General features: G+C 56.1%; 13 protein-coding genes. 4 read left to right on the top strand and 9 right to left on the bottom strand.

Going from position 1 to position 22,687, the window contains the following annotated elements:
- Positions 1–119: 119 nt before the first annotated feature.
- The 5 genes from AC6ROY_RS12770 to AC6ROY_RS12750 form a co-directional block, all read right to left on the bottom strand.
- Positions 120–755 (bottom strand): hypothetical protein, encoded by a 636-nt coding sequence (locus AC6ROY_RS12770; protein WP_500100865.1) that lies wholly within the window; start codon positions 753–755, stop codon positions 120–122.
- An 80-nt stretch (positions 756–835) separates the two neighbouring features.
- Positions 836–2,131: a vWA domain-containing protein gene (locus AC6ROY_RS12765; RefSeq protein ID WP_500100863.1), complete on the bottom strand. Its 1,296-nt coding sequence runs from the start codon at positions 2,129–2,131 to the stop codon at positions 836–838.
- Positions 2,132–2,287: 156 nt separating this feature from the next.
- Positions 2,288–4,708, bottom strand: a complete 2,421-nt coding sequence (locus AC6ROY_RS12760; protein WP_500100862.1) for a hypothetical protein — start codon at positions 4,706–4,708, stop codon at positions 2,288–2,290.
- 69 nt (positions 4,709–4,777) lie between these two features.
- Positions 4,778–8,167, bottom strand: coding sequence for a tubulin-like doman-containing protein (locus AC6ROY_RS12755; protein ID WP_500100860.1), 3,390 nt, complete (start codon positions 8,165–8,167; stop codon positions 4,778–4,780).
- A 25-nt stretch (positions 8,168–8,192) separates the two neighbouring features.
- On the bottom strand, positions 8,193–9,968 hold the full coding sequence (locus AC6ROY_RS12750) for a vWA domain-containing protein (protein ID WP_500100859.1): 1,776 nt from the start codon (positions 9,966–9,968) through the stop codon (positions 8,193–8,195).
- 229 nt (positions 9,969–10,197) lie between these two features.
- On the opposite strand from AC6ROY_RS12750, the gene AC6ROY_RS12745 reads away from it, so the two are divergent.
- From AC6ROY_RS12745 to AC6ROY_RS12735, 3 genes are all read left to right on the top strand, one after another.
- Positions 10,198–10,368 (top strand): hypothetical protein, encoded by a 171-nt coding sequence (locus AC6ROY_RS12745; RefSeq protein ID WP_500100858.1) that lies wholly within the window; start codon positions 10,198–10,200, stop codon positions 10,366–10,368.
- On the top strand, positions 10,337–11,614 hold the full coding sequence (locus AC6ROY_RS12740; protein WP_500100857.1) for a hypothetical protein: 1,278 nt from the start codon (positions 10,337–10,339) through the stop codon (positions 11,612–11,614). The genes AC6ROY_RS12745 and AC6ROY_RS12740 overlap by 32 nt, the downstream gene beginning before the upstream one ends.
- 208 nt (positions 11,615–11,822) lie before the next feature.
- Complete coding sequence (locus AC6ROY_RS12735; protein ID WP_500100856.1) at positions 11,823–13,646, top strand: hypothetical protein; 1,824 nt, start codon at positions 11,823–11,825, stop codon at positions 13,644–13,646.
- Positions 13,647–14,161: 515 nt separating this feature from the next.
- On the opposite strand, the gene AC6ROY_RS12730 is transcribed toward AC6ROY_RS12735, so the two are convergent.
- Positions 14,162–14,398 carry a hypothetical protein gene (locus AC6ROY_RS12730; protein WP_500100855.1) on the bottom strand — a complete coding sequence of 79 codons (237 nt, stop codon included), beginning with the start codon at positions 14,396–14,398 and terminating at the stop codon, positions 14,162–14,164.
- Positions 14,399–14,530: 132 nt separating this feature from the next.
- On the opposite strand from AC6ROY_RS12730, the gene AC6ROY_RS12725 reads away from it, so the two are divergent.
- On the top strand, positions 14,531–15,151 hold the full coding sequence (locus AC6ROY_RS12725; protein WP_500100854.1) for a DedA family protein: 621 nt from the start codon (positions 14,531–14,533) through the stop codon (positions 15,149–15,151).
- A 449-nt stretch (positions 15,152–15,600) separates the two neighbouring features.
- On the opposite strand, the gene AC6ROY_RS12720 is transcribed toward AC6ROY_RS12725, so the two are convergent.
- Genes AC6ROY_RS12720 through AC6ROY_RS12710 form a run of 3 tightly spaced genes read right to left on the bottom strand, consistent with a single transcriptional unit; the run spans position 15,601 to position 22,461 of the window.
- Positions 15,601–18,354 (bottom strand): hypothetical protein, encoded by a 2,754-nt coding sequence (locus AC6ROY_RS12720; protein WP_500100853.1) that lies wholly within the window; start codon positions 18,352–18,354, stop codon positions 15,601–15,603.
- Positions 18,351–21,722, bottom strand: a complete 3,372-nt coding sequence (locus AC6ROY_RS12715) for a hypothetical protein (RefSeq protein ID WP_500100851.1) — start codon at positions 21,720–21,722, stop codon at positions 18,351–18,353. The genes AC6ROY_RS12720 and AC6ROY_RS12715 overlap by 4 nt, the downstream gene beginning before the upstream one ends.
- Positions 21,709–22,461, bottom strand: coding sequence for a hypothetical protein (locus tag AC6ROY_RS12710; protein WP_500100849.1), 753 nt, complete (start codon positions 22,459–22,461; stop codon positions 21,709–21,711). The genes AC6ROY_RS12715 and AC6ROY_RS12710 overlap by 14 nt, the downstream gene beginning before the upstream one ends.
- Positions 22,462–22,687: the final 226 nt, after the last annotated feature.

The following is a 22,687-nucleotide window of genomic DNA, read 5'->3' as shown; positions in this document are numbered from 1 at the left end:
ATGACAACGTTAGACAGCTCCCCTGTGTATGCCCGTGCCCGTGTGCCTGCTTGCGCTCCTAACTCCCGTGCTCCCTTACTCTCTTTTCTTGCTCTCTTGCTCTCTTGCTCTCTTGCTCCCTACTCCGGCACCACTTCGAATTGATCGCCATACCGCTTCCCGTCGGTTAAAAAAATACGCAGCTGCTCCGTCCGGCCCACCTGAATTTCCGGCAGCTCGCTCCGCCCCGCAGGCAAATCGCGCAGCAGCGGATACCTCGTGCCGTCATCGGGATGCAGCGGCACGCCGCCTTGCTTTTTAACATAACAGAGCGCTTCCTTCGGCACCGGCATTTCGCAGTATAGCCGGATCTGGACGGACCGCTGCCGGGTAAACCAGCCCAGCCCGTACTGGATGCCGTAACGGATTTTGGCCCGGCCTCCGCTGACACGCGCCACATTGTCCGCATCCGTCTGGCGCAGCCCGACAAGCTGGCCCTGCTCCATCCGACACGGATAAATGCGGAACTGACGCGCGCCGATGAAATCAGCGGGTACTCTGTACCCGCCCCGCACCTTGTACTCCTCGCGCGTGTACAGCTTCATGCGCAGCTCGGCCTCGCTTCCGCCCACCGACTCGCCCTCCGCGCCGAAGCTGTGAATCATGACGTATTGAATCCCCGCCGGCCATTGCCAGGTGACGAGGCATTCGCCGTCTGCCAGCCGGGAAACGGCCTTGGTGATGCGCTGCCGGTCATCCGGCGTAGTCCACAGCATGAGATGTGTTGCCCCTTCCTTAGGTTTAGCCGATGAGCCGATGATCTGATAATCCGACGATCTTAGCATACGTTCAACCGTTAACGAAACCGTTTGCCCGCCCGGCTGCGCGCCGCTTCACCGGAGGATGCGGGCCAGGCCGACGAGCCTGAGCCCAGCGCCCGGCGGAACGGCGTCAGTCCTGCCCCCTCCAGATTTTGCCGGAAGGCAATAAGCGCGGTTGACAAGACGAGCACCAGCACAAGTATCAGCAAGGCCAACGCCCGCACCAGGAACGGCTCATATTGCGGAAGCATTGCCTCCAATAGAAGACCGGCCAGCAAGCCGCCTGCCAAGCCGCCGATCAGGAAGCTGCGCGCCAGATAGCGGTTATCAAACACGATGCCCAGCGCCAGACCGAGCAAGCCCCCGATCAGCAGCAGCGAGCCGACACGCAGCACGGCGCGATACATGCTGTCCGCAGCAATGCCGGTACGTTCCTCGACGAGATGCCAATGCCGCTGATTTGCATAAATCGAACCGATGGCGTCGGCAATGCCTTCCGCCTGCTCCACATGGCGGTACGTCCCGCCGGTGGACTCGGCCAGCTGCTGCAGCAGCCGGTTGCCCTGCTCATTGCCCGCCGACTCCAATCCGACCGTGTGGATGCTGAAGCGCTTCGCTATATAAGGCGCGGTCACCTCAGCCAAATTCAGGGCACTATACCCGTCTGAAATCAAGATAACAGCCCCTCGTCCGGCCTCGGTGCCCGAAGCCGTCATCTGCTCCATCGCTTGCCCGAGCGCCTTGCCAATGTCGGTCTGTCCGCTAGGCTCAGGCGCGCCAAGCAGCTTGTCCTGAATCAATTCCCGCGACGCTTGGTCGCTCAAGCTGGTCAACGGCTGCAGCCATGCCGTATTTTCATTAAACATCGCAACGGCCGCTCGCTTGCCGCCCGACATCTCGCCTACCAGTGAAGCCGCCGCTTGACGGCTCAAATTCGCCGGGTCATTTGTTTTCATGCTTTCAGAAGTATCCAGCAGCAGCATGTAATCGCGCGGCGCCGTTTTTCGGCTCAGGTCCAGCCCATACAACCACTGACAAGCTGTCCCGGCCGCAAATAGCAGAATCAGCGAAGCCGGGATAAGCCACTTCCAGCCGTCGGCTGCATAACGCAGCTTCCAGTTTGCTCCGTTCAGCCTGGGCGAGATCGTTTCGGCCAGCAAGCAGCCTGCGGTTACAAACAGGGCAAATACACCAACGTACAGGCCCATCAGCACCGTTTCATGCAGCGAGCCGGACAGCTCGGCAAGCAGCCACTCGCCAGCCAAATACCCGATAAATCCTCCGATCAGGCCGAAAACAAGCAACAGCCCGTTTATAGCGCGACGCTTCATCGGATTCCCCCTCTTTCTGTTCGATGTTGACCCTCCGATGAGCATTCTCCGGACGGCGTCCGCTCCTCAGCCTGATTAATCCGTCGTTCATTCTGTGGATCATGTGCTGGAGCACGGGTTCAATCATTCGTCTGACGATTCGTTCGATCTTCGCTCTTATGCCTCGTTCGTTCGATCATCCTCCCGCTCCGTCGTCCCTGCCCCTGCAGGCTCCCAGTCCGGCCGATGCAGCTTGTAGCCGCTCGCCGCGTACGTCTCGTAGAAGCGCTGACCGTTGCGATAAGCCATCAGATCGTCGCGTCGAAACCCGCCCATCAGACGCAGCTTCTCCACGCCGCTGCTCCAGCCTTCATGGACGCAGCCGACCTTGGAGTCGCTTTGTTCTCCAGCCTCCAGCGCCGCCTGGACCAGCTCGCTGCGGGCATCGCCGAACAAGTAGCTCTCTTCGTGGCGATGCCGGTGCGTGAACCGATACACGTCCGCCCGGACGGCGGATTCCTGGTCCAGAGCAGCGCACAGATCCCGGTACAGCTCCTCCTTCGTCAGTGCCTGGCGGTTTTCATAGCTGACCGTTACGTTGGCTCGCTCCAGCAGCTCCTGTTCAAACGGCTGGCCGAATAACGGATGTACAAACCAATCCGTCTGCGCCACCTGGATCAACCGCGCCACATACGCCTCGTCGCCCTGATCAAGCAAAGCGGCAATCGACCCCATCCGCCGTTCGTCGAATTCAAAGCGGTCGCCCCAACGCGCTTCCAGCTCTGCGGCAATCCGTTCAGCCGTCTGTGTGTAGTACTCCTCAAGGTTGCGGCCCATCTCCTCGCTTGTCTCCAGCATGCGGAGACGGCAGGCGTCCAGCAGCCGCCTGTCGATCGCCGTCAGCCTGTCCGTATAGAGCTTGAGTGCGCTATGCAGCTCCTCCAGCATATGCTCCCAGCGCGCTAGCACCTCGCGCTTTAGCTCCAGCAGCAGCAGCTCGCGCTTCCAGCCGTACACCCGGTCCAGCAGCGCAGCAACCGTCGCCTTGAGGTTCGCCTTGCCGCCGCCGAACAGCCCGAACACGCCGCTTCGTCCGGCAGGCAGCCCCTCCGCGCTTTCCTCATACAGCGCCTCCAGCTCCTCGCGGCCCTCCGCCAGACGGCGGTCAAGCTCAAGCCGCCATTCGCGGACCGCGTTTGTCAGCCCGTGCCGCTCATCCGGGTCCGTCCAGCGGTACACGGCCCACAGCCCGTACCGCGCATCCGCGATCAGCCGCTGCCAGACGGCTTGCCGCAGCCGCTCCGCCGGAGCGCTGACCGCCAGCGCTTCCTTCAGTCGCTCACGCTGCCGTTCAAAAAAATCGCGCGCATTGCTGCCAAACAACGCATTTTCCGCTTGACGCAGCGTCTTGCGCCGCAGCTCTCCCGCCGGCACCGGCTCATACAGCAAGCCCTGCATGTCCGCCACCGGATCAGGGAATCGCTCGGCTACCGCATACACAAGCGCATCCGCCCCCGCTGCCTCCAGCCCCAGCGCCTCCAGCAGCTCCCGCTGGCCGATTCCGCTGGCGCCCGTCTGCAGCAGCTTGAGCAGCCGTCGATGCAAGGCCAGCAGCACCGTCAGCGCAATCGCCCGGTCCGGCCGGGTCACCTCGGCCAGACCGGCCGACGCGTAATACGCCTCGTCGGCGCCCGGCGGCATCATGCTTTGCCGGAATAGCTGGTGGTTGTAAGGATTATGCCGGATTTCGCCATCAGCCGTCTTGCGGCAGCGCAGAAAGCTCAACCGTCCTATAATCCGGCTGCAGGCAGCGACAGGCGCTTCGGCGAACAAGCCGCGTTCATCTTTATCCCCGAGCATATACACCGTATCAAATAAAGGGGCAGGCCCATGCGCGACCGGCAGCTGGAGTCCGTCATGCGTTACCTGCAGCTTGGCCTCATAACGGAACGTTCGCCGCTGCATCCGGTCCAGCTCCTGCAGAAAGGCTACGCTTAATGCTGCATCATACGCATAATCGCGCTGCGACTGCTTCTCCCGCAGCAGGACAAATAAATCCGCCGACACTGAGCGATAGCTTTCCCCCAGCACCGACTTCAGCAGCACCGCCAGCTCCGGGAGCAGCGCGTTCGCGGGATCATCCGCACAAGTCACAACAGCGACATGCACCTGCATCAGCGATCCATACAGCCGCCCCTTCTCGCCGATTCGCCCGACGACACGGCGCAGCAGCAGATTCAGCTCCTGCAACCCGTCGCCGCCGCCCAGCAGCGCTTGCGGCAGCCAGCTGCGCGCCGACCGCTTATCCGCGTCCGCTCCGGCGTCCCCCGCCAAGAACGACGGCTCCCAACGGAACAGTTGGCTTTCCGTAGGCACATCCGGCTCCCCTTCTCCGATGTACACATACATAATGCCGTCCGGATGCGTCCATTGCTCACGGTTTTGCTTGACCAGCTGCTCCAGCGCCGCCTTCGACCGTTCGCCGACGGCAAGGAACAGCAACGGTTGACGCAAGCTCCGGCGCTCCACCGCGCCGGGGTCCGCTTGCTCCATCCGCTGCACATACACTTCGGCAAATGCCGCCAGCCGCTCCTGCATACTCACTGCCTCCCTCGCCGGAACGCTTCGCCCCGGCCACGTTTCAACCTCAAGCCCCGTACCGAACCGTCATTTCAAGCTCCGTACCAGCTCATTTACCTGAACCGCCAGCTCCTTGTAGAAGCGGTACATCTCCTCGCCGTCCGCGTAATCGCCGCGGTCATAGTCCAGGGCAGACTTCGCGTCCTGATAGACGCCAGCCAGCTCCTGCAGCTTGCCGACCAAACCGGAAATATCGTCGGATGCCGTCAGCTGACGGATGCGGTCGGCCGTCTTGCGCTGCAGCTGCGCGAGCTGCTTCGGCGCAAGCGTCCGCAGCTTGCCGTACATGACGAAATCAACGAACCGTCCCGCCTGCATCACATTGGCAAACGGCTCCCACGCGTCCTCCTCGGCGCTGTGATCATACACATACAGCGCGCCACGACGCGTAATGGCGCCTGTGTACATCGCTTCAATATATTGCTTGAGCAGCCGCTCTTCGTCCTGATGGTCGGCCAGCACCTTCTCCAGCGCCTCCAGCCGTTCGCGGAGCTGCTCGTATTTGCCCAGCTCCTCGCGCACCTGCCGCAGCTGCTCCGGCGAACGGATCAAGTTTTCCTTCGCCATCTCCTCGCTTACGCTGCCGAATATATCCTTCACGCTCACCGCGTCCAGCCCTTGCTCCAGCAGCTTGCGCAGATCGCCCGCGCAGCGCTTGACCTCGGCCAGATTCGGCCGCTCCTGCTGCAGCTGCATCGCATAATCCGCCAGCCTGCGCTCCAGCTCAAGCGGCCCGGTCACAACACATTCGTACCGGTGAATCGTGCCGGAATCCGCCGGCTTCTCACGGATCACACGCTGCGCAACCGCCCGGTCGAACACGCCCCGCACCTCGGCATTGTAGCCGCGCACGCGACCGTTGCTGTACGTATCTCCCCAGGAACGCTCCGGAATAGGGGACGGCAAATACGTCCAGTTGACGCGCTCCGTCTGCACCAGATGGCGTCCGATGCCTTCCGGCTCCAAAATCGTGCGCTCATAGCTTTCCTCGTACACCTTGAGCGGCGTATAGAGGAATAATGGCACGCCATTTTGCGTATTCAGCCAGAAAATGCGGTTTTTCACTTCGCTTTCCTTGATCGTATAGCGGGAGTTGGCAATCGCATTGTCCTGAAACGCGCGGATGCCCTTGAAAATATTCGGCGCCTTCACCGGAACCGATACAAAACCCCACGATGGAAAATTGAAATTGCCCGACGAATTGCTCAGATGGAATACCGGCTTCGCTTCCTCATACAAGCGCCCGGCAATCCGCTGCTCCACCAGCTTCTCGATCGAATCCTCATGGCCGTACTGGATAACGAGATACTCCTCCATCGACTTCGTAATCAGCTCGCCGAACTGGTCCGTCAGGAAGTCCGAGATTGAGCCGATAATATCGACCTCCTGCTCCTTGACCCACTGGTTCGCCCGGGCCAGCAGCTGCTGGGTGAAGTCGCGGATCAGCTCCTGCGCATTGCGGTCCTCCGTCATCCGGGCAATCATCTTGGCCATGTCCGGCACGCTGACCACATTCCAGTAATAGGTGCGGTTGCCCTTATGATCGACCTGCTCCTCGCCGTTCAGCAGCATGTGGCCGTTTTTCTCGAAAATCCGGTTCAGCTCGTTCAACAGCTCCGTAAACACCTGATAAATCCGGGAGTTGTCGTTGTTGATCAGCGTGTACAAATCCTCGTAAAATTCAACCATCTGCTCCATCCGCTCACGGTCGGCGTGCAGCATATATTCCTGAATTTTCGCCTCAATATAAGCATCCTTCTTGCGGTCCTTGGAAATAAAGGCGCTTTTCGCTTCGCCCAGCTTCTGCCGGGAGCTTTCCTCTGCCGCCTCCAGATCCTGCGGCACACGCAGCAGGCTTTGCTTGAGCGCCTCAATATAAGACGAGATCAGCTTGAGCAGGCAGAAGCCTTTATCCTGCAAAATCATCCGCGACGCATAAAACGGACCTTGCTCCGGATGTAAAAACAACCGCGTAATTTGCTCGGTGAACCGCTCCTTGAGCTCGCCGGGCAGCTGCTTGCGGCACTTGATATACTCCTCGCGCGCCCGCGACAAGTAGCTCTGCTCCAGCTCCGTATCGACATGCACGACCTGCTGCTTCACGACGTTGTTGTAGCTGAGCCGCTCACTGTTTTTGTAGCCGGGCAGCGGCTCCGGCACCCGCTTGTCGAACTCGCGGTGAATCGAATCGGGATCAAGCGCCAGCTTATGGGCCAGCTTTTCGACCTCCTCCTGCGACGGGCCTGCCTCAAACATCTGCTCCATCCGCTGAAACACTTTATACGCCAGAAACGTCGTCATTTCCTCAATCGGCAGCACGGCCGACGACGCGCCCAAAATATTGTACTGGTAGTTGGCCGCATACGCCTTCGGCATCTGGTTGATGTTCGTGCGGATATTGCTGATGTAATCGTGAATCGCAAACTCCTCGCCGGACGCCTTCTGCTCGCTCGCCATAAAGTTTGTAATGTTTTCGGCTGTCACGTTCATACAATAATCGTAGGCGTTTTCCAGCAGCTTGCCTTCCAGATTAGTCGCCGAAATAAGATGGGCCAAATTAAACGGCGGCATCGGCGACTGGACGTTTAATATATTGGCATACTGTTGACGGAACCGCTCCCCGCGCTCGTCCACGTTCATCCAGTAATCCAGCTCCTTGAGCGCCGCATAGCCGTTTTTCTTGATGTATTCGCGAGAATGCTCGGTCAGGCTTTTATTTGCCAGATTGACATCCGGTGTAAACAAGTATCCGAGAATGCTGACCTTATCCACCCCGGCCGAGCCGTAATCCCGCTCCAGAATGCCGCGCACGATATACGAAATATCGAGAAAGCAGCCGCTTCCTGTGCCGCCGGACAGTCCGGTCAGCAGAAACACCATCAGCTTTTTGTTCGTGCCGACCATCAGCGACTTAATCTTGCGTTCGATCGTCTGCACGACCTGAATAATTTTCGTAAACAGCAGCAGACGTCCCGCCTGGCGCACACCGGACGCGCCGTTGATGCCGTCGGTAATGGTCAGCTCCGGGGACAGCCATTCCTTGATGTACGGCTCCAGCAAGCTGCGGTTTTGCAGCACGCTGCCGATTTCGGCGTTAGCCAGCAGCACAAATTCAGTCATCGGATCAAGTCCGACCCCCTTGTAGCGCTTGCCGCGGTCATGCTCATTCGTTTCAAAGGCGAGAAATTCGATATTGTCCGGCTTCTCGCGTTTTTTCTTCGTATGCGGGTCCTCCGGCAGCTTGAAGCGTCGGTTGACCTGGTATTTCAAGCGCAGCAGCGCGTCGATGCCCGTGCCGCCCAGACCGATGACCAGCATCGGGTTGTCGATCGTATCGACCCGGATTTTCTCACTGACAATGCCTCCGCCGAGCGAAACGTCCAGCTGCTGGATATGCTCTCTTACGACTGCTTTCATCGCGTTACCCCTCCTATAAAAACCTTCATCGGATATATTCAAGCGTTACCGAGCGGTGAACGCCGCCTAGCATAATGCGGATGCGGTCGCCTGCGCGCAGTTCCTTGCCCTGCGCCGTATCCAGCACCCGGCCGCCCTTCTCAATCACGCAGTCCGTGCCATTGCACAGCTCCAGATTGTCCTTCGCCCCCGGGCGGAACACAATGTCCTTCGTCTCGGCAAATTCGGGCGCAAGCTGGAGCAGCTGATGCAGCGTCACCTTGCCCCGGAACGCATCCAGCTTGCGGTACTGCGGCGTCGTGCGGTCGCCCGTATCCTCGTCGCGCACCTCGATGACCACCTGGCCGACGAAGCCTTTGTTCGCCTTGCGCCATAGCGACAGCACATACCATGCCGCTGCCGCCACGGCCAGCACACCGGCGGCAATCGCCGCCCAGACCGCTGCGCCCGGCCCCTTCGCCTCATCCGTACCGGCTTCGGATGGAGCTGACGGCGTTGCAGTTGCGCCGGAGAGCGCCGACAGCTTGACCGGCTCCGTCTCCCGCACGTAGCCCGCATCCTCCGCGCGGACGACCAGCTCATATTCATGCGCCTCCGGCAGCTTGTAGCTGCCAGCAATGCCTTGCGCGCCGGAGGTCAAGGGAGCTTCCGCTGTTTGGCCCGTTTGCACATCCTTCAAGACAAGCGTTGCCTTGAGATTTTTGTACAGCTCCGCATCGCCGGCCTTCAGACCGCCGGATTCCAGATAAGCGCGGACGGCAACCTCCTCGCCCTTCTTCCACGTCTTGCCAGGCAGCGGCTCCAGCTGCAGCTTCAGATCATAATTATACACGAGATTAATTTTGATCTTGTCCTTTGGAATTCCCTTGACCTGCAGCTTCCACGCGCCTTGCGCGGGCTGGACAATTTTAAGGAGCGTATAAGCTTTCGAGGACGTGTAGACGACCTTGTCCGACGGCACGGCCACCGCCTTGCCCTGCGGATCGGTCAGCTTCACCTCGACCGGCGAACCGGACATCAGGGATATATTCGCTTCGCGGACGCTGGCGTTCGGAATGTCGATTGCAACCTCCTGATACGCCCCGTTCCCGGTCAGCTCCTGCACCGGCACAACCTTCAGATTCAGGTGGCGGGCATAAATTTCACTTAAAATGGCCGGCAGATCGGCGGCCGAGCTGGTGACAAACGACTTGGCTCCGGTTTCGGCGGCGATCCGGTCCAGCGCTGTCTTGTTTAGCTGGCCGTCCGCGTTCAGCCCGATCGTATAAACGGGAATGCCGCCTGCCTTCGCCCGCTCGACAGCCGCTGCCAGCTCCTGATCGGACTGAGCTTGCGTTCGCCCGGCCGGCAGCGAGTTGTTGCCATCGGTCAGCAGGATGACGACCGGCGTATGCGCGGGATCGGCGCCGTTTTCCAGCACCTTGATCGCCTCATTCACGCCGACCGCCAGGTCCGTATACGGGCCCCGGTCCAACTGGTCGATAAACGACTTCAGGCTCTGCTTGTCCGCAGCCGTTTTCATCTGCAGCAGCGCCTTCTCGCGCATGATCCGGTCGGTGTAGGCGACGACGCCGATTTTGTCCCCCTGTACCGAAGCCATATCGACAAACAGCTTGACCGCCTCGAAGCTGACCTTGTTTACATCCGACTCATTCATCGAGGTGCTGACATCGACAGACAATACGGCGTCCATCCGCACATCCCCCGCTGCAGCAGCGATCCCCGCTGCCGGCCGCCACATCATCAGCATCACCAGCAGCAGCGGCAGCAACGCCCGAAGCCAGCGCATATTTATGTTCATGGCCATTCATCCTCCATTTGCAGGCGCCCCTTCATCTGGCATGGACGCCGATTATGTCTTATTTTGCCGGTTACGGCTGTACGTTGTACAATGAATACGCGGTTGCCCGAAATGTTGCCCGTCACCTAGTAACTATATATATTATCTGGTCCTAATTTAAACCGCCACTTAAAAATTCCTTAAGATTTGCTAAATATTGCGCTCCAGCCGAGCGATCCGGGAGGTATTTATGTTAACCTTGCTTGTATTGCTGGCGGCTGCCTTGTTTGCAGGGGTCCGGCTGCTGACCTTCGTCTACATCAAAAAAAGTGACATCTCGCTCGCCCAAATCGACCGTGATCTGACCAACCGATTTACGGAGGGAACCCATGAATCCGAAAAAACCAGTCCGCTTCAATAAGACGATCCGCACGGACCATTTGTTTCAGCGGCTCCGGCAATGCTCGCGCTGCGGCGCGTACACTTGCTTGGAGCCTGAAGCGTGTCCCGGCTGCGGTTCCTCCGATGCCTGGCTGAATGTGCCGCAGCCTGCGGAAGCCGTTACCCGACAGCGCGGCTACACCGACATGCTCGTGCTTGGCATTCTCGCCGCTGCCGGAGTGATTGTCGCCCGCAGCTTCACCGAGATGGCCGCTGCGCTGGCCGCCGGGCTGATCTTAATCGCGTTATACGCCAAGCTTCGCAAAATCTACGCGCCCTATATCTTTAGACGCACGTTGTCCCGCCTACTCCTGCAAGAGCATGAAAAAATTCGTCACGGACTGCTGCAGGATATCGACAAAGCCGAAGCCGCCCTGCGCGAGGAGGACTTCAAGTCCGCTTACGAGCGGTTCCGCGAAATCGGTCATTTCATCCGCGACAATCCGATCCGGCTGCTCAAGCTGATGTGTCTGAACCGCTTTATTTTGCGCAGCGATATGGAGCTGGAGCTGACCACGCTGATCCCGAACCGGTTCGACACCGATTTTACCGCCTACTTGCTGGAGGTTGCACGGGTCAAGCCGCGGCTCATCGAACGCCCTGTCATCGACTACGCCGTCAAATACCGCAGCGAGCTGGAACGGCTGCCGTACGGGGCCGAGGTGCTGACCGCTGCCGCCGGAGCGGCCCTGCGGATCAAAAGCCACCTGCTGCAATACCGCACACTGGTGCTCGATTACATCGACCAGCTGCCGGAGGAACGGCTTGGCCGGCTGCAGCAGCTGGCTTCTGAGCTTGCAGCCGACCATCCTCAGCTGTATGAGCGCGTGCAGCAGTCGGCCAGCCGCCGCTCCGGCGGCGTCGCATATGCCGCTGCGACGCCGGAGCGCGTTCAGTCTGCGGCTTACGCAGGGGCGGGGCCGGAGAACGCTCAGCCTGCAGCTTATGCCGGGGCGGGGCCGGAGAACGCTCAGCCTGCAGCTTATGCCGGGGCGGGGCCGGATGCCCAGACGCTTGTCGGTGCGGAAACGGGAGCGGCAGCTCCTCCTGTTCTCCACGGGGCGGACGGGGACTCGCATGGGATAACGGACTCGCTTGCAAAAACGGAGGCGAGCAGCAGCGATCGCGTAGCCCCGGAGCCTCGGAACGCTCACACCAAGCGCCAGGCTGCGGATACGAGCTGGAGAACCGACTCGTCTGATGACCCGCAGGATGATCCGCAATAACCGACTAAACTAACGAACCCATGGTCCGGACACAACCCATGACCGTACCGTCTTCGCGACGGTTGTCATACGTGCATACTTGGATACGTGGATCGAACAGCCGACACGATATACGGCTGAATGCCGGGCATTACGTGCGGCAAGTTGTCCTTTAGTCTCTTCATACGCGAAAGCATTACCCTTAATTTTAGCAAAGGCGGGAACGCTTGTGAGTCGTTTTACGTATCAACGTGCATACCGTTTCAGGCAGGCTGCAGCCTTGCTGCTTGCGGTTACCTTGCTTGCGGCGGGCTGGAAATCGTACCTTGCGCTGCAAACGGTACGCGCCTTCGACCAGGCTCGGACGCTGCACGCCGCCGGTCAACTGGCAGAAGCCGAGGCGTTGTACAGGCAAGCCGCCTCCATGCCCGGCTTCGATTACCGCAAGCCGGACGTCGAAGCTGCGCTTGCCGAGCTGCAGCCGGTCGTCCATATGACGCGGACGATTGCCACACTGTCCGCAGCGATCGCCGCAGGCGATGCCGCAGGCGATGCGGCGGCGCTGGCTCAGGCGGACGCCGACCTGCAGACCGCGATCGAAGCGATCAGCCGCTCCGGAACAGAGCATGCAGCGCGGTTCGGGCAGGCTGTGCAGGAGGCAGCGCTGACAGAAAAGCTAACCGCCGCCTTCGCCAAATTGCGCCAGACGGCTGAGAAGCAAATCAGCACAGCCAAAGTCGCCGACGATACCAGCAACGCTGCACTCAAGCTGATGCGCATTCCGCCCGCTTACTATGGCGGAGATGCGGCTAAACGCAAGACGATCAACAGCTTGCTGCAAGCACGCGACACGGCCAGATTGGATCAGCTCGCGCGAACAAAAGCCTATGGTGACGTGTGGAAGCTCGGCGAGGAGCTTCGCTTGTTCTACGAACGGGCTGGCTGGGACGCGAATTGGGTCGCTCCCAAGCTGGAGAAGCTGGCGCTGGGCACATTGTCGATTCTGGAAAAGCAGGAAATCGGCAAGTTTGTCGATGCAGCAAGCCAGCTCAAAGCTTATCCTGCGTGGGCCGGGCCCGGCAGCAAGCTGCAAGTGTACATAGATTCCGTCTTCACGGGGAAGCTTCAGCGAGCAGCCTCGCTCTCCGCAAGCGGCAAACTCGAAGAAGCCGTCGCCCTGTACCGGGCCATCGGCGTTTACCGCGACACCGCCAAGGAGCTGCAGACTGCCGAGCTTCGCCAATTGGCCGGCGATCCGCAGAAGCTGCTCACCGCTGCCGGAGTGCCAGCCTCCGGCAAGCTGACGGCTGTCACGGCTCTGAAGCCGCCAGGCACATTGCCGCAGGCTGCGGCGCTGGATAGCGCAGGCACGAAGCTGCTGCTGGCGCAGCTTGCCGAAGACGGAAGCGCCAGCTTGCATGAAGCCGAATTAAGTCCCGCTGTGAAAAAGGGCGCTGTGCGCTATTCCGAGCTTAGCGCGCCAGACGGCGGCAAGCTGCTGCTGGTCGAGGGAGCGTCCGCCCGGCGCAGCGCGAGATACCTACTGCTGCTCGTCCATCAGGACGGCTCGCTGCAGCAGGTGCTGGACGTCGAAGCCGACGCCCTCTCCTCCAGCGGCAAAGGCGAGCTGACGGCCATCCGGCCTTGGCTTGAAGCCACAAGCGCGGGCTTGAGCGACGAAGCTGCGCAAACCATGCGCGGGCATTACAAGTATAGCCGGGAACAGTACGAGCTAGACCGCGTGGATACAGCGGCCACTCCGCCAGCTGATTCCCCGGCTGGCGACCGGCAGCCCGGCCAGTCGGCAGGAGCCACGTCCGGCGCAGCAGCACCGGACCGCACGCGCACAGTGCCAGGCAACGGTGCAACCGGCCAGCCGCAGTCTCGGACGGAGAAGCCGATAGACAGCAGCTCCGTTAGCACAGACTCGCCAAGCGGAGCAGCCGGTTCAAGCAGCCGCACGACTCCGTCCGCTGGAGAACGCATCGGAACAGACAGCGGCTCTGGAATCGGCAGCAGCAGCAAGCCCGGTCCAAGCAACGACTCAAACTAAAGCAACGGCTTCAGCCGTAAAGCCAAAGCTTCTTCTAGTCCAAGAGCCTCCAGATCCACATTGATGTTTCGGCGGGCGCGAATTGTCCTTCGGGAGAGGACTTTTTGGGTGGTTTTGTCTTTTAAAAGGTGGACACGCATATATATTGTTATCGTACAGGCGCATGCGACCTGAAAAACCAGATTTAGTTGATGCAACTGAGCCAACACCGATATATGGACATCCAGACACTGGAGAGCTGACAGGTCAATGTCCACCCTATAAAAGACATGTGTCTACTGAACGTGGACAAACGGTTGATCATTTGAACCAGCCGCCGGGAGGCTCTGACTCGTTTTATCCCATGCCCGTTGCCCATGCTCGCTGCACTTGCCCGCTTACCAATGCTCGCTGCCCGTGCGCACGCAGACAAACAGGGCATCCCGCCCCATGCGACATGCCTTGCCAACGGTTATTTATTTATGCACAGCGGCTGTGCAGGATGCATCCCGGTTATTCACAAAAGTTAACAGGGTTCAGCCGCATTCAACGCTTCTCCGGATATCCAGTGCAGCTCGCAGCGAGATGCTGCGCAGCACCTCCGGACGGGCCGACGGCTCAAGTCCCATAAAGCTGTCATGCTGCCATAGCTGCAGCAAAGCTTGCTTGGCGGCCTGCGCCGCCAGCTGCTCGCTGCGCAATATCAGCAGACAAATCGAATAACAATCTCGCTCATGCTCTCGCAGGACGGATAAGCGGTGATCCTTGTTCATGGCCCGTTTCCCTCTTCTCCTTCAATCCCGCCGTTTCGACAGTTGTATCCTCATTGTAGGATGAAGAAAACGATTCCGGGTAGTACTATCTTTTTCTAGTACCCCGCACCCATTACCTTCAAGGAGGCCTGTATGCAAAGCTGGATTACCGCCTTTATGGAGCAGTACGGGTACGTAGGCATTTTATTCATGATTGCGCTGGAAAATGTTTTTCCGCCGATTCCTTCCGAGGTCGTGCTGGCCTTTGGCGGCTTTATGACGACCACCTCGGAGCTGACGGTCACAGGCGTTGTCACGGCCGCTACGGCCGGGTCGGTGCTGGGCGCCGTCATCTTGTATGGCATTGGCCGTATTCTGGACGTCGAGCGGCTGGAAAAGCTTGTCGACCGCTGGGGGGACTGGCTGCGCATCACCAAAGCGGACATCCGCAAAGCCGATGCGTGGTTTGACAAATACGGCTACTGGACCGTCCTGTTTTGCCGGATGATCCCGCTGGTGCGCAGTCTGATCTCGATCCCGGCCGGCATGTCGGGGATGAACTTCTGGATGTTTCTGCTGTTCACCACCATCGGCACCTTTATCTGGAACGTCGTCCTCGTTAATATCGGCGCAGCCGTCGGCGATTCCTGGGAGCAGATCGTGCATACGATGGACGTCTATTCCAATATTGCCTATGCCATTATTGCGCTTGGCCTGTTGGCTGCCGCTTATATGCTGCTGCGCCGACGGAAAAGCGGCAAGCTCACTAAGTGACCTGTTATCCGCTCCGGCTGGAAAAATAACATAGCAGGGATGACCTATATTTTGCAGGCTTGGTTCATGGTAACCTGATGGTGCATCACCTCTTGCTTGTCATTTTTCCAAATGGAAAGGCGGAACGCTCAACTACAATGGCTCGCCGCTTTACCACGAAGAAACAGGCGCTGTCGGTTTTTACTACAGCCACGTGGATCAAGCCTGGAAATATACGGACGGCTACACGCTCATCCTGCTCTGCGAATCGCGCTGCAAGGCGACCGGCACCTTGAACGTAAGGGACCCGTATTAAGTCTGGCCTCTGATGCCGCTTGCCATGCTGACGATTTAGAGTTTAACAGTTAAGCGTTTAACAGTTAAATGAAACGAGGCCGGGACCCCATCCCGGCCTTGAATTTGTATGGAAGGGATACAGCCCTGCCTGGCTGCCCGTCTACTCCCCGCCGTCACTTTAAATGCTCGATAATTTCCTCGATCTCCCGGAGCAAATCCTGCTTTTCGATATGCCGATCCTCGATAAAGGAAGTCATGACGCCCCACTCGCGAATTTTTTCGATCCAGCTCAGGATGCGATCCCTGGGGTACCCTTTATCCTGAAGCAAATAAAAGATGTAAGCCAGCTCATTGCTGATGCTTGTATTAAAAACGGCCGGGTCATCCGAGTTAATGGATATAATCAAGCCGCTGCCATCCTGCTCCTTGACCACAAGGTCATTGGTGTTAAAATTCATGACCGGATGGTGATATAAACGCTCGATCCCGGAAATCGCCAGATTTGAAGTCGGATTTGCTTCGACGACAATTCCTTTTACGCTGAGCTTATTTCGCAAATGGACCTGCAGGCGCTCCAATAAGGCCGCTTCTTGCTCACCGACGTTAATTTGAATAATTTCATACATTCGCTCCAAGAAACATTTGCAATGATTGGCATGAATTAGCTTGGATTCGTTCCAAATCCCGCTGCCGCCAGCTGCTTCTTGTTTACAGAAATGACTTTCGGGCAAAGGGCTCTCATTACGCCACAAGCCTGTTCGGTTCGTTTCAGAAATGCAAACCTCCCGGATGTACCGCTCATCGGTCTGGAAGGGCCGAAATCGGCCTTGATACGCCTTCCATAACGTAAACATTGTAATTCCGTCAATGACACGGTAGACGCTCTCGGCTTGCAGCATCACTTCCCGTTCCAGTCCCAACAGGTCCAGCTCCTGATGGCCGGGCTGCTGATCCATGAAGGCTTGTCCCCACAGCCATAGCAGATTTTCCATATATTCAATTCTGGGCATCAACACGACAGGGTTCTCACGGCACCAGCTCGATACGTCAATCCCTAGCGCAATGCCATGACCGATCCGGTCCCCTACATGATAGTGAAAATGCTCAACCACTTCGTCGATATGACGCAATCCGGACAGCAGATGTCTAAATTCCTCGCCTACATGGTAAGTAAAGCCAAGCGTATTGATCTTCCCCTTATGATCCAGCAGCCTGATTTTGCTTGTCCGGCTATCCCGCGCACGACTGAAAATCGGGGCAAACACCCACGGCTCCGTATGGTGCTCAACGCTTGCGGCATCCAGTCCTACCATATATTTGGACAGATGCGGGATTTTTTCCCGCAGTACGTTGATCGCATCAATCGCCTCGTTATATTTATTTTGCAGACTCCCATAGAAATAATTGTGGTACTGCACAGAGCTGCGCTCCGAATCCTTGTACCAGCACTTCTCATAAAAGGTTTCATCCTGCGACTTCATCAGATGGTACACAATGCCAATTTTCGGAATACGTTCATAGGGCAGCGCTTCGTCCAGCAATATGTTCCGGTAGGTTCGGAAAAAAATAAGGAGGTTTTTCGACAGGTCCTGCTTGATTTCCTGACCTCGCGCCGAAGCAGACGGCGACACTCGAATTTCCAGCTTTTTCAGATGATTGTTATAAATTTGGTTCCGCAGCGCGTGCTCCAAATGATTAGGGGTTAACGAGGTCGCTCGGCCGAAAAATTGCCGGAAATAATCCAGACCCTCTCGGTAGTTCCCTTGGGTAACGCCCTGGTATACGACATTTTTGATCCGCAGGTACTGCCAAAATAATCCGGAAAACAGCCGGTCAGCCTGAGAAGACTCGTCCGTCAAATACGCCATCACACGAAACAGAAAAATGTTCTCATCGGTCGTATCCAGCGATTCCAAGCCCGACATAGCCTTAATCACTTCATTGGGCTGGGTGAAGGAACGGTCCCCAAACGCGAGATTCCTGAGCAAGTAAGCATACAGCTTTTTAAATGGCACATGCGCCGGAGCTTCCTGGCGGTTCAGAAACCAATCCAGCACCGCCCGCAAGCTAGCCTCCAGCTCCGGCTCATTCATCGAATCAGCCTGATCCCTATCCTCATAACCAAGGCTCGCCCGCGGCCCGGCCTGTTCTCTGAGATAAGACTCAAGTCCGCCTTTTCGCTCGGCTGCCAAATATTTGAAAAGCAGGACGCGAATGATTCCGCAGCTTCTCAGCGAAAGCTCCAGCTCCGGATCGCCGACACTGCCCCAGCTCGGCTTTAATTGCGTCTGGCTGGTGTCCTGATTCAAATTCATCAAATCATGCCACATGACATTAAAGTTTACGCCTGCGCTGATATGAATGTGCGTCTCCGCTAGCCCGCGCTCCATCACCTTGTCAAGCTGCAGGTCGCCCAGATTGATCAGCCAATAATAGCCCTGCAAATACTCAGGGTTTCTCATCCCGTTGTTTAACAAATACAGCACAACAAGAATATCTATGCAAAACATCCGGGACAACGTATTCCAGACCTCAATTTTGCTCAGCCCTTCGAAGGCTCTGAACAAAAACTCATCATTTTCATTTTTCCAATATTTCAACGCTATTTTGCCATTGCGATGGGTAATAAACGATTTCGTCAGCCGGTGCAGCTGCTTTAAGTAAAGATCGTTTTCAGTCGTACCGGCTGCGAACGCCGCGAACGGAAAGTATTGCTCAAACAACAAATTCAACGTATCCAGACTTCGGATATGGTACTTGCCGTTCAGCTCCTGCTGAATACAGGTTTTGATATGGGCATATTGCATGTAGCGCTGCTGACCGCCCGCCTTCAGCATGTTGGCGAACAGCGGCTCCTTGACAAATACAAACTCTGTAAACGGCAATGTAGCCATCTTGGACACAAGCGCGGTAAAATGCTTGATCATGCTCCCGCTCCTGATGAGCTATCCAATTGCTGCTCATACAAGTAAGCCGCTGCTTGAATCAGCTGCTCCAGCTCCATGTCGTACAGCCGCCGTTTGGCCTCATTGCGGATGCGTTCAACCTCTGCGCTGATCGCGCTTTTATACGCTTCATGAATAAGCCCTTCCGACAGCTGCTTCAATTCGATTGCGGCGTAAGAATCCTTCTGGCTCTCATTTTCCAGGTACATGTTCATCCGCTGCAGCAGCCTGTCCACGAAGTCTTTCGACACAGTCCCTTCCGTCAGCAGCCTCCGGTGTACGCTTTTAAGCTCAGCCGCCAACGACTCCTCGCGCAGTTTGGCAATTAAACGGTTGAGTTGCTGTAAGTCCACCTCCTGCACCGTATATCGCGCCTGCAACGATTCAAATTGGCTCAGCAGCTCGTTTCTCCATTTATAAATACGGTTAAGAGCGTTAGGGTTGTCAAGGATATAGGCAAGCTTGGAATAATTAAACGCTGTAATCGCACTTAAATAGTGCTCCAATTGCTCTGCGATCACTTCGTCAGCGTTCAGATTAAGCTTGTCTCCCAGTTTTGTACGAATTTGCTGCAGCAGCAGCACGACGTAAGACGACTCCAAATCTCCAAGCAGCTCATCCACGGCATCCAAGGTCAGCATGTGAAAATTGATAAGCAAATGCCGATTGAACGCGTTAACGGATTTGGTCTGAGCCGCTTTAGCGAGGTTCGCATCCGCATTAAACATTAACTGCGCCTCTGTCGGACGCTGCCTGCTCTCTGTTCCTTCGCCCAGCTCGTAATAGTCAGGGTAGCTGGCTTCCCATTGGATGACGCGGGGATCCGGTTGTTCGAAAATGGCTGCCCAAGCTTTCTTGTCCTCAAGCGGTCCCAAGCCTGGAGCATAGGCAAATTGCTTATACAGCTCTGTCGCCGCTTTAAATTTAAGAAACACGTTTTTTTCTTGAACCCGGTTTCTCAAAACGGCTTCATTATGTGTGCTTCTGGTCTTGATAAAAAACGTGATTTCTTCCTGTAAAAAAGTACGGAATACATGCAGCTTTCGAATGGCGATTTCCATAACTGACCCAGATGTTTCCTGATTGGCGCTATTCAGTTGGGCATATGATTTCCCTAGCTCTAGACTCATACGCAGACGGTTATTTTCCATGATACGATCAACAAGCGTTAATTTATGTTGAAATATTTTTAAATCCTGAGCCGCTTTCCTGAACACCTCGGACCGCTCGGAGCCATCAATGCTTCTTATGAAATAAAAATACACCGATAGATGCTCAAAGTTAATGCGATCTTCGTCAGAAGAAATGTCATGCGCCATCCGGCTATATGTATCTGTTTCATCGTAGCTAGTTGAACTATCTTTAAAACGAACGGGAAACAGCCGATCCAGCAAGCCTAAATCAAACGTAAACTCTTTAAACTCCTCCAGCAGTCTGTCCTTGATTTCAATTAACCGATTCCCCTCGGTATCCGATAAGTTCTCCAGGCGATCCAGCCAAACCGTATCCTCTGAAAACCAAATTTCGTAGCCCTTAAACTTTTCCGTGATAATATCCATGTACTTCTGGACATAAAGCCGATTATCGAAAATATGCTTCATCTGCTCGACGTCAAATACCCGGCTCAGCTCCGAGTAAAGCGCCAGCACAATACGCGCATCGTCGGAATAAGGCAGCAGCCGTTGATGGTCCGCCATACCGAGCGCGTAGTTCAAATCGAGCGCATATTCCCGATACGAACGGCCGCCGGCAGCGCTTGCTTTGCGCTTCACGATGCTTTCGACGAAAAACAAAAAATGAATGATCAGGATCAGATGGTCCTTGGGAATTTTGCGGCTACGATCCGTCAGCTCCAAACGAAGCCGGTCATGGTGGACTTCAATCAGGAGCGGGTGCTCTACCCCCGGCTGCCGTCCATGGGTCAAGGAGTACAAGCTGGATATAAAGACTTGATGCTTCCGCAGCGCGCTGTTTGTTTCAATAATCATGGAAAACAGCTTCTGGTAATAGGCAAGCAGCTGCTCGTAATATTTGCCGGCGGCTTTCTTGGCCTCGTCGCTCTCCGGCTTGACGCCGTCCTGTAGCATCGGCCTGCCCGAATAAAACGCATCGTTGGAATGTAAATAGCTGTAGACAGTAAGCAGACCACGCGGCTTATCGTCAAAAATATGGAAAAACGAGGGCAGAAAAAAATGGGCCTGCTCCTTCCGGTCTGAAAACTGGTACGGCTGCTCGCCGTCCTCAAAAAAACGGCCAATCAGCTCGCGGAGCGTAGCTTGAACCGCCGGGTCACCGAGCTCGCGATCCGTGACCTTGAAGTTCATTTTGGCATCGGCGGTCAGCTTGCGCAGCGCAAATCGGCGCGAATACGGCATAATTTTTTTCAGAAAATCATACACCAGCTCCTGCTGCGACTGCAGCATCGTCCGCGCTTCCACAAAATATTCGTGCATAAATCGTTCGCCCTGCTGCTGCTGCAGCAGCTCGCTCACCAGGTCTTCCTGAAACTTTGTGATGTCCCCCGAAACAAACGTCACAATATTCGGGTAATTCATATATTTCAGCACGACATTTAATACCTCGAAGCAGCGCTTCGGATTCAGATCCACATCGTCGAAGCAAATATAAATCAGATGCTTCCCCTCATCCGAGCCATTCAAGGCGCGAATCAATTCGTCGAAAAACGCCTTGAGCCGCTCACGCAGCTCTAATTCCGAAACAAGCGCTTCCTTTCGCTCCTCCGTGTAGTGGGAAACCCCGGAAAAATGCTCCTCAATCACCTTTTGCGAGCCCTTTTTACGGTAAATATAAAGCTTGAACACTTGATCCCACAGCATGTCGAGCTTCGTTTTTTCCTTAAACAAGCAGCTGTTGAAGGAATCGCCCTGCGAGTCTCTGTGACGGCTCCGCTCCCGGTTGTAGTATCTCGCAATTGCCTCTTTATTGGCATCGACATACGATTTGAAGTTAAGCAGGATGACACCCAGAATGTCGGACGAGTCCTCCAGCATCTCAGGTACGATTATATCCAGAAATACATCCTGCAACAGCTGGCCATCCTTACGACTTTCGTTTTTCAGCTTATGCAGCAAGGTCAGCATGACCGAGCTTTTACCGCTGCCCCGCTCGCCCAGTATGCTGATGACGTTATTATGATCAACCGGCTGATCTTCATTTGGATGCTTCTTCCGGTAAGCGGACAGCTGCTGGGCGGCTTGACGAATTTGCTGTACCTGGTTCAATACCTCCTCCCAGTTGGGCAAAACAATCGCCAGGCTTTCGTCGGAAAGCAATCGTTCGCCAAGCTTAATATTTTGCCCGGCAGAGCTTGTCTCGTTATGGTCGGCCACGTCTGATCTCTCCTCTATACACATCGAATAAGATGAGCAGGGCTTCGTTGCAAAGAATCCTGCGAGTATCCTCATGCGCTTTGAATAAAAACCGGGATGACGCCCAGCAAATGACACCAAAAGCGGCACTCATCGTCGTATACAAGCCTGTTGGGTGACTCGGAACCGCATCAAGAATAATCAGGGAAGCAACGAGCACGCCTGCCAGGTATAAGCCTATTAGCAGGAAAGCAAAGGATATGGACCGGTATAAGATCATTTTGGAGATCAAGATTTGCAGACTTGATTTTGCTTCTTTGCTGACAGCAAGAATGTTGGCCCAGCGATAAAAGACAACCCACTTATTACGCTCCTTCACCTTGGTCCAATCAACCTTATACCAGACGGATAATTTGGTTTCCACACTGGCTTGAAGCTCTTTATTCTCGTCATAGGCTGCCGCCAATCCCTGCTTGCCGCGGAAAAATTGCTGGGAGCACACCGACAGCAGCAAGCCCGTCAGGTAGCATCCCACGATCAGCATAAGCAGCAGGATGCTTTTCTGCTGTAAAACAGCTTTGATTAAAGGATAGCCCGGATTCGTAATCAAAACCGAATGGAACGGCAGCGTCTGGTAAATCACATGAAATACCTCTTGCTTGACAAATATCACGGTGGTCGCCCAAAGGGTCGATACCAGAAAGAAGCCAGGGACAAATAGTCCGATAAAATCATACAAAAAATCCTCAAGCTTTTGCATAAATCCCCCTTAACAGAAAAAATATAGTTCTAAATACTCATCCTAACTCTATCATAAACTATGATTTTTTACATCGTTTAACATTCAAGGAAAGTCACCGCATACCACAATTGAAGCTCAAGGCTCCGGGTAATTTGAGTTAACCGCATTTTACTTCCCGCCACCTCCTCTCTTGCCCGCACGCTCCACCTCCGCTTCGCATAACGTAAACCATGTCCCGTCGCTG

This window comes from Paenibacillus sp. sg306046 (assembly GCF_059821225.1).
The sequence above is the reverse complement of the archived record's forward strand: the minus strand, read 5'-3'. Positions and strand labels throughout refer to the sequence as shown.

What these genes read in the sequence shown, in the direction of transcription:
- AC6ROY_RS12750 (WP_500100859.1), bottom strand. Translation starts at nt 9,968, where the DNA reads ATGAACATAAATATGCGCTGGCTTCGGGCGTTGCTGCCGCTGCTGCTG.
- AC6ROY_RS12765 (WP_500100863.1), bottom strand. Translation starts at nt 2,131, where the DNA reads ATGAAGCGTCGCGCTATAAACGGGCTGTTGCTTGTTTTCGGCCTGATC.
- AC6ROY_RS12745 (WP_500100858.1), top strand. Translation starts at nt 10,198, where the DNA reads ATGTTAACCTTGCTTGTATTGCTGGCGGCTGCCTTGTTTGCAGGGGTC.
- AC6ROY_RS12710 (WP_500100849.1), bottom strand. Translation starts at nt 22,461, where the DNA reads ATGCAAAAGCTTGAGGATTTTTTGTATGATTTTATCGGACTATTTGTC.
- AC6ROY_RS12770 (WP_500100865.1), bottom strand. Translation starts at nt 755, where the DNA reads ATGCTGTGGACTACGCCGGATGACCGGCAGCGCATCACCAAGGCCGTT.
- AC6ROY_RS12720 (WP_500100853.1), bottom strand. Translation starts at nt 18,354, where the DNA reads ATGATCAAGCATTTTACCGCGCTTGTGTCCAAGATGGCTACATTGCCG.
- AC6ROY_RS12760 (WP_500100862.1), bottom strand. Translation starts at nt 4,708, where the DNA reads ATGCAGGAGCGGCTGGCGGCATTTGCCGAAGTGTATGTGCAGCGGATG.
- AC6ROY_RS12730 (WP_500100855.1), bottom strand. Translation starts at nt 14,398, where the DNA reads ATGAACAAGGATCACCGCTTATCCGTCCTGCGAGAGCATGAGCGAGAT.
- AC6ROY_RS12755 (WP_500100860.1), bottom strand. Translation starts at nt 8,167, where the DNA reads ATGAAAGCAGTCGTAAGAGAGCATATCCAGCAGCTGGACGTTTCGCTC.
- AC6ROY_RS12725 (WP_500100854.1), top strand. Translation starts at nt 14,531, where the DNA reads ATGCAAAGCTGGATTACCGCCTTTATGGAGCAGTACGGGTACGTAGGC.
- AC6ROY_RS12740 (WP_500100857.1), top strand. Translation starts at nt 10,337, where the DNA reads ATGAATCCGAAAAAACCAGTCCGCTTCAATAAGACGATCCGCACGGAC.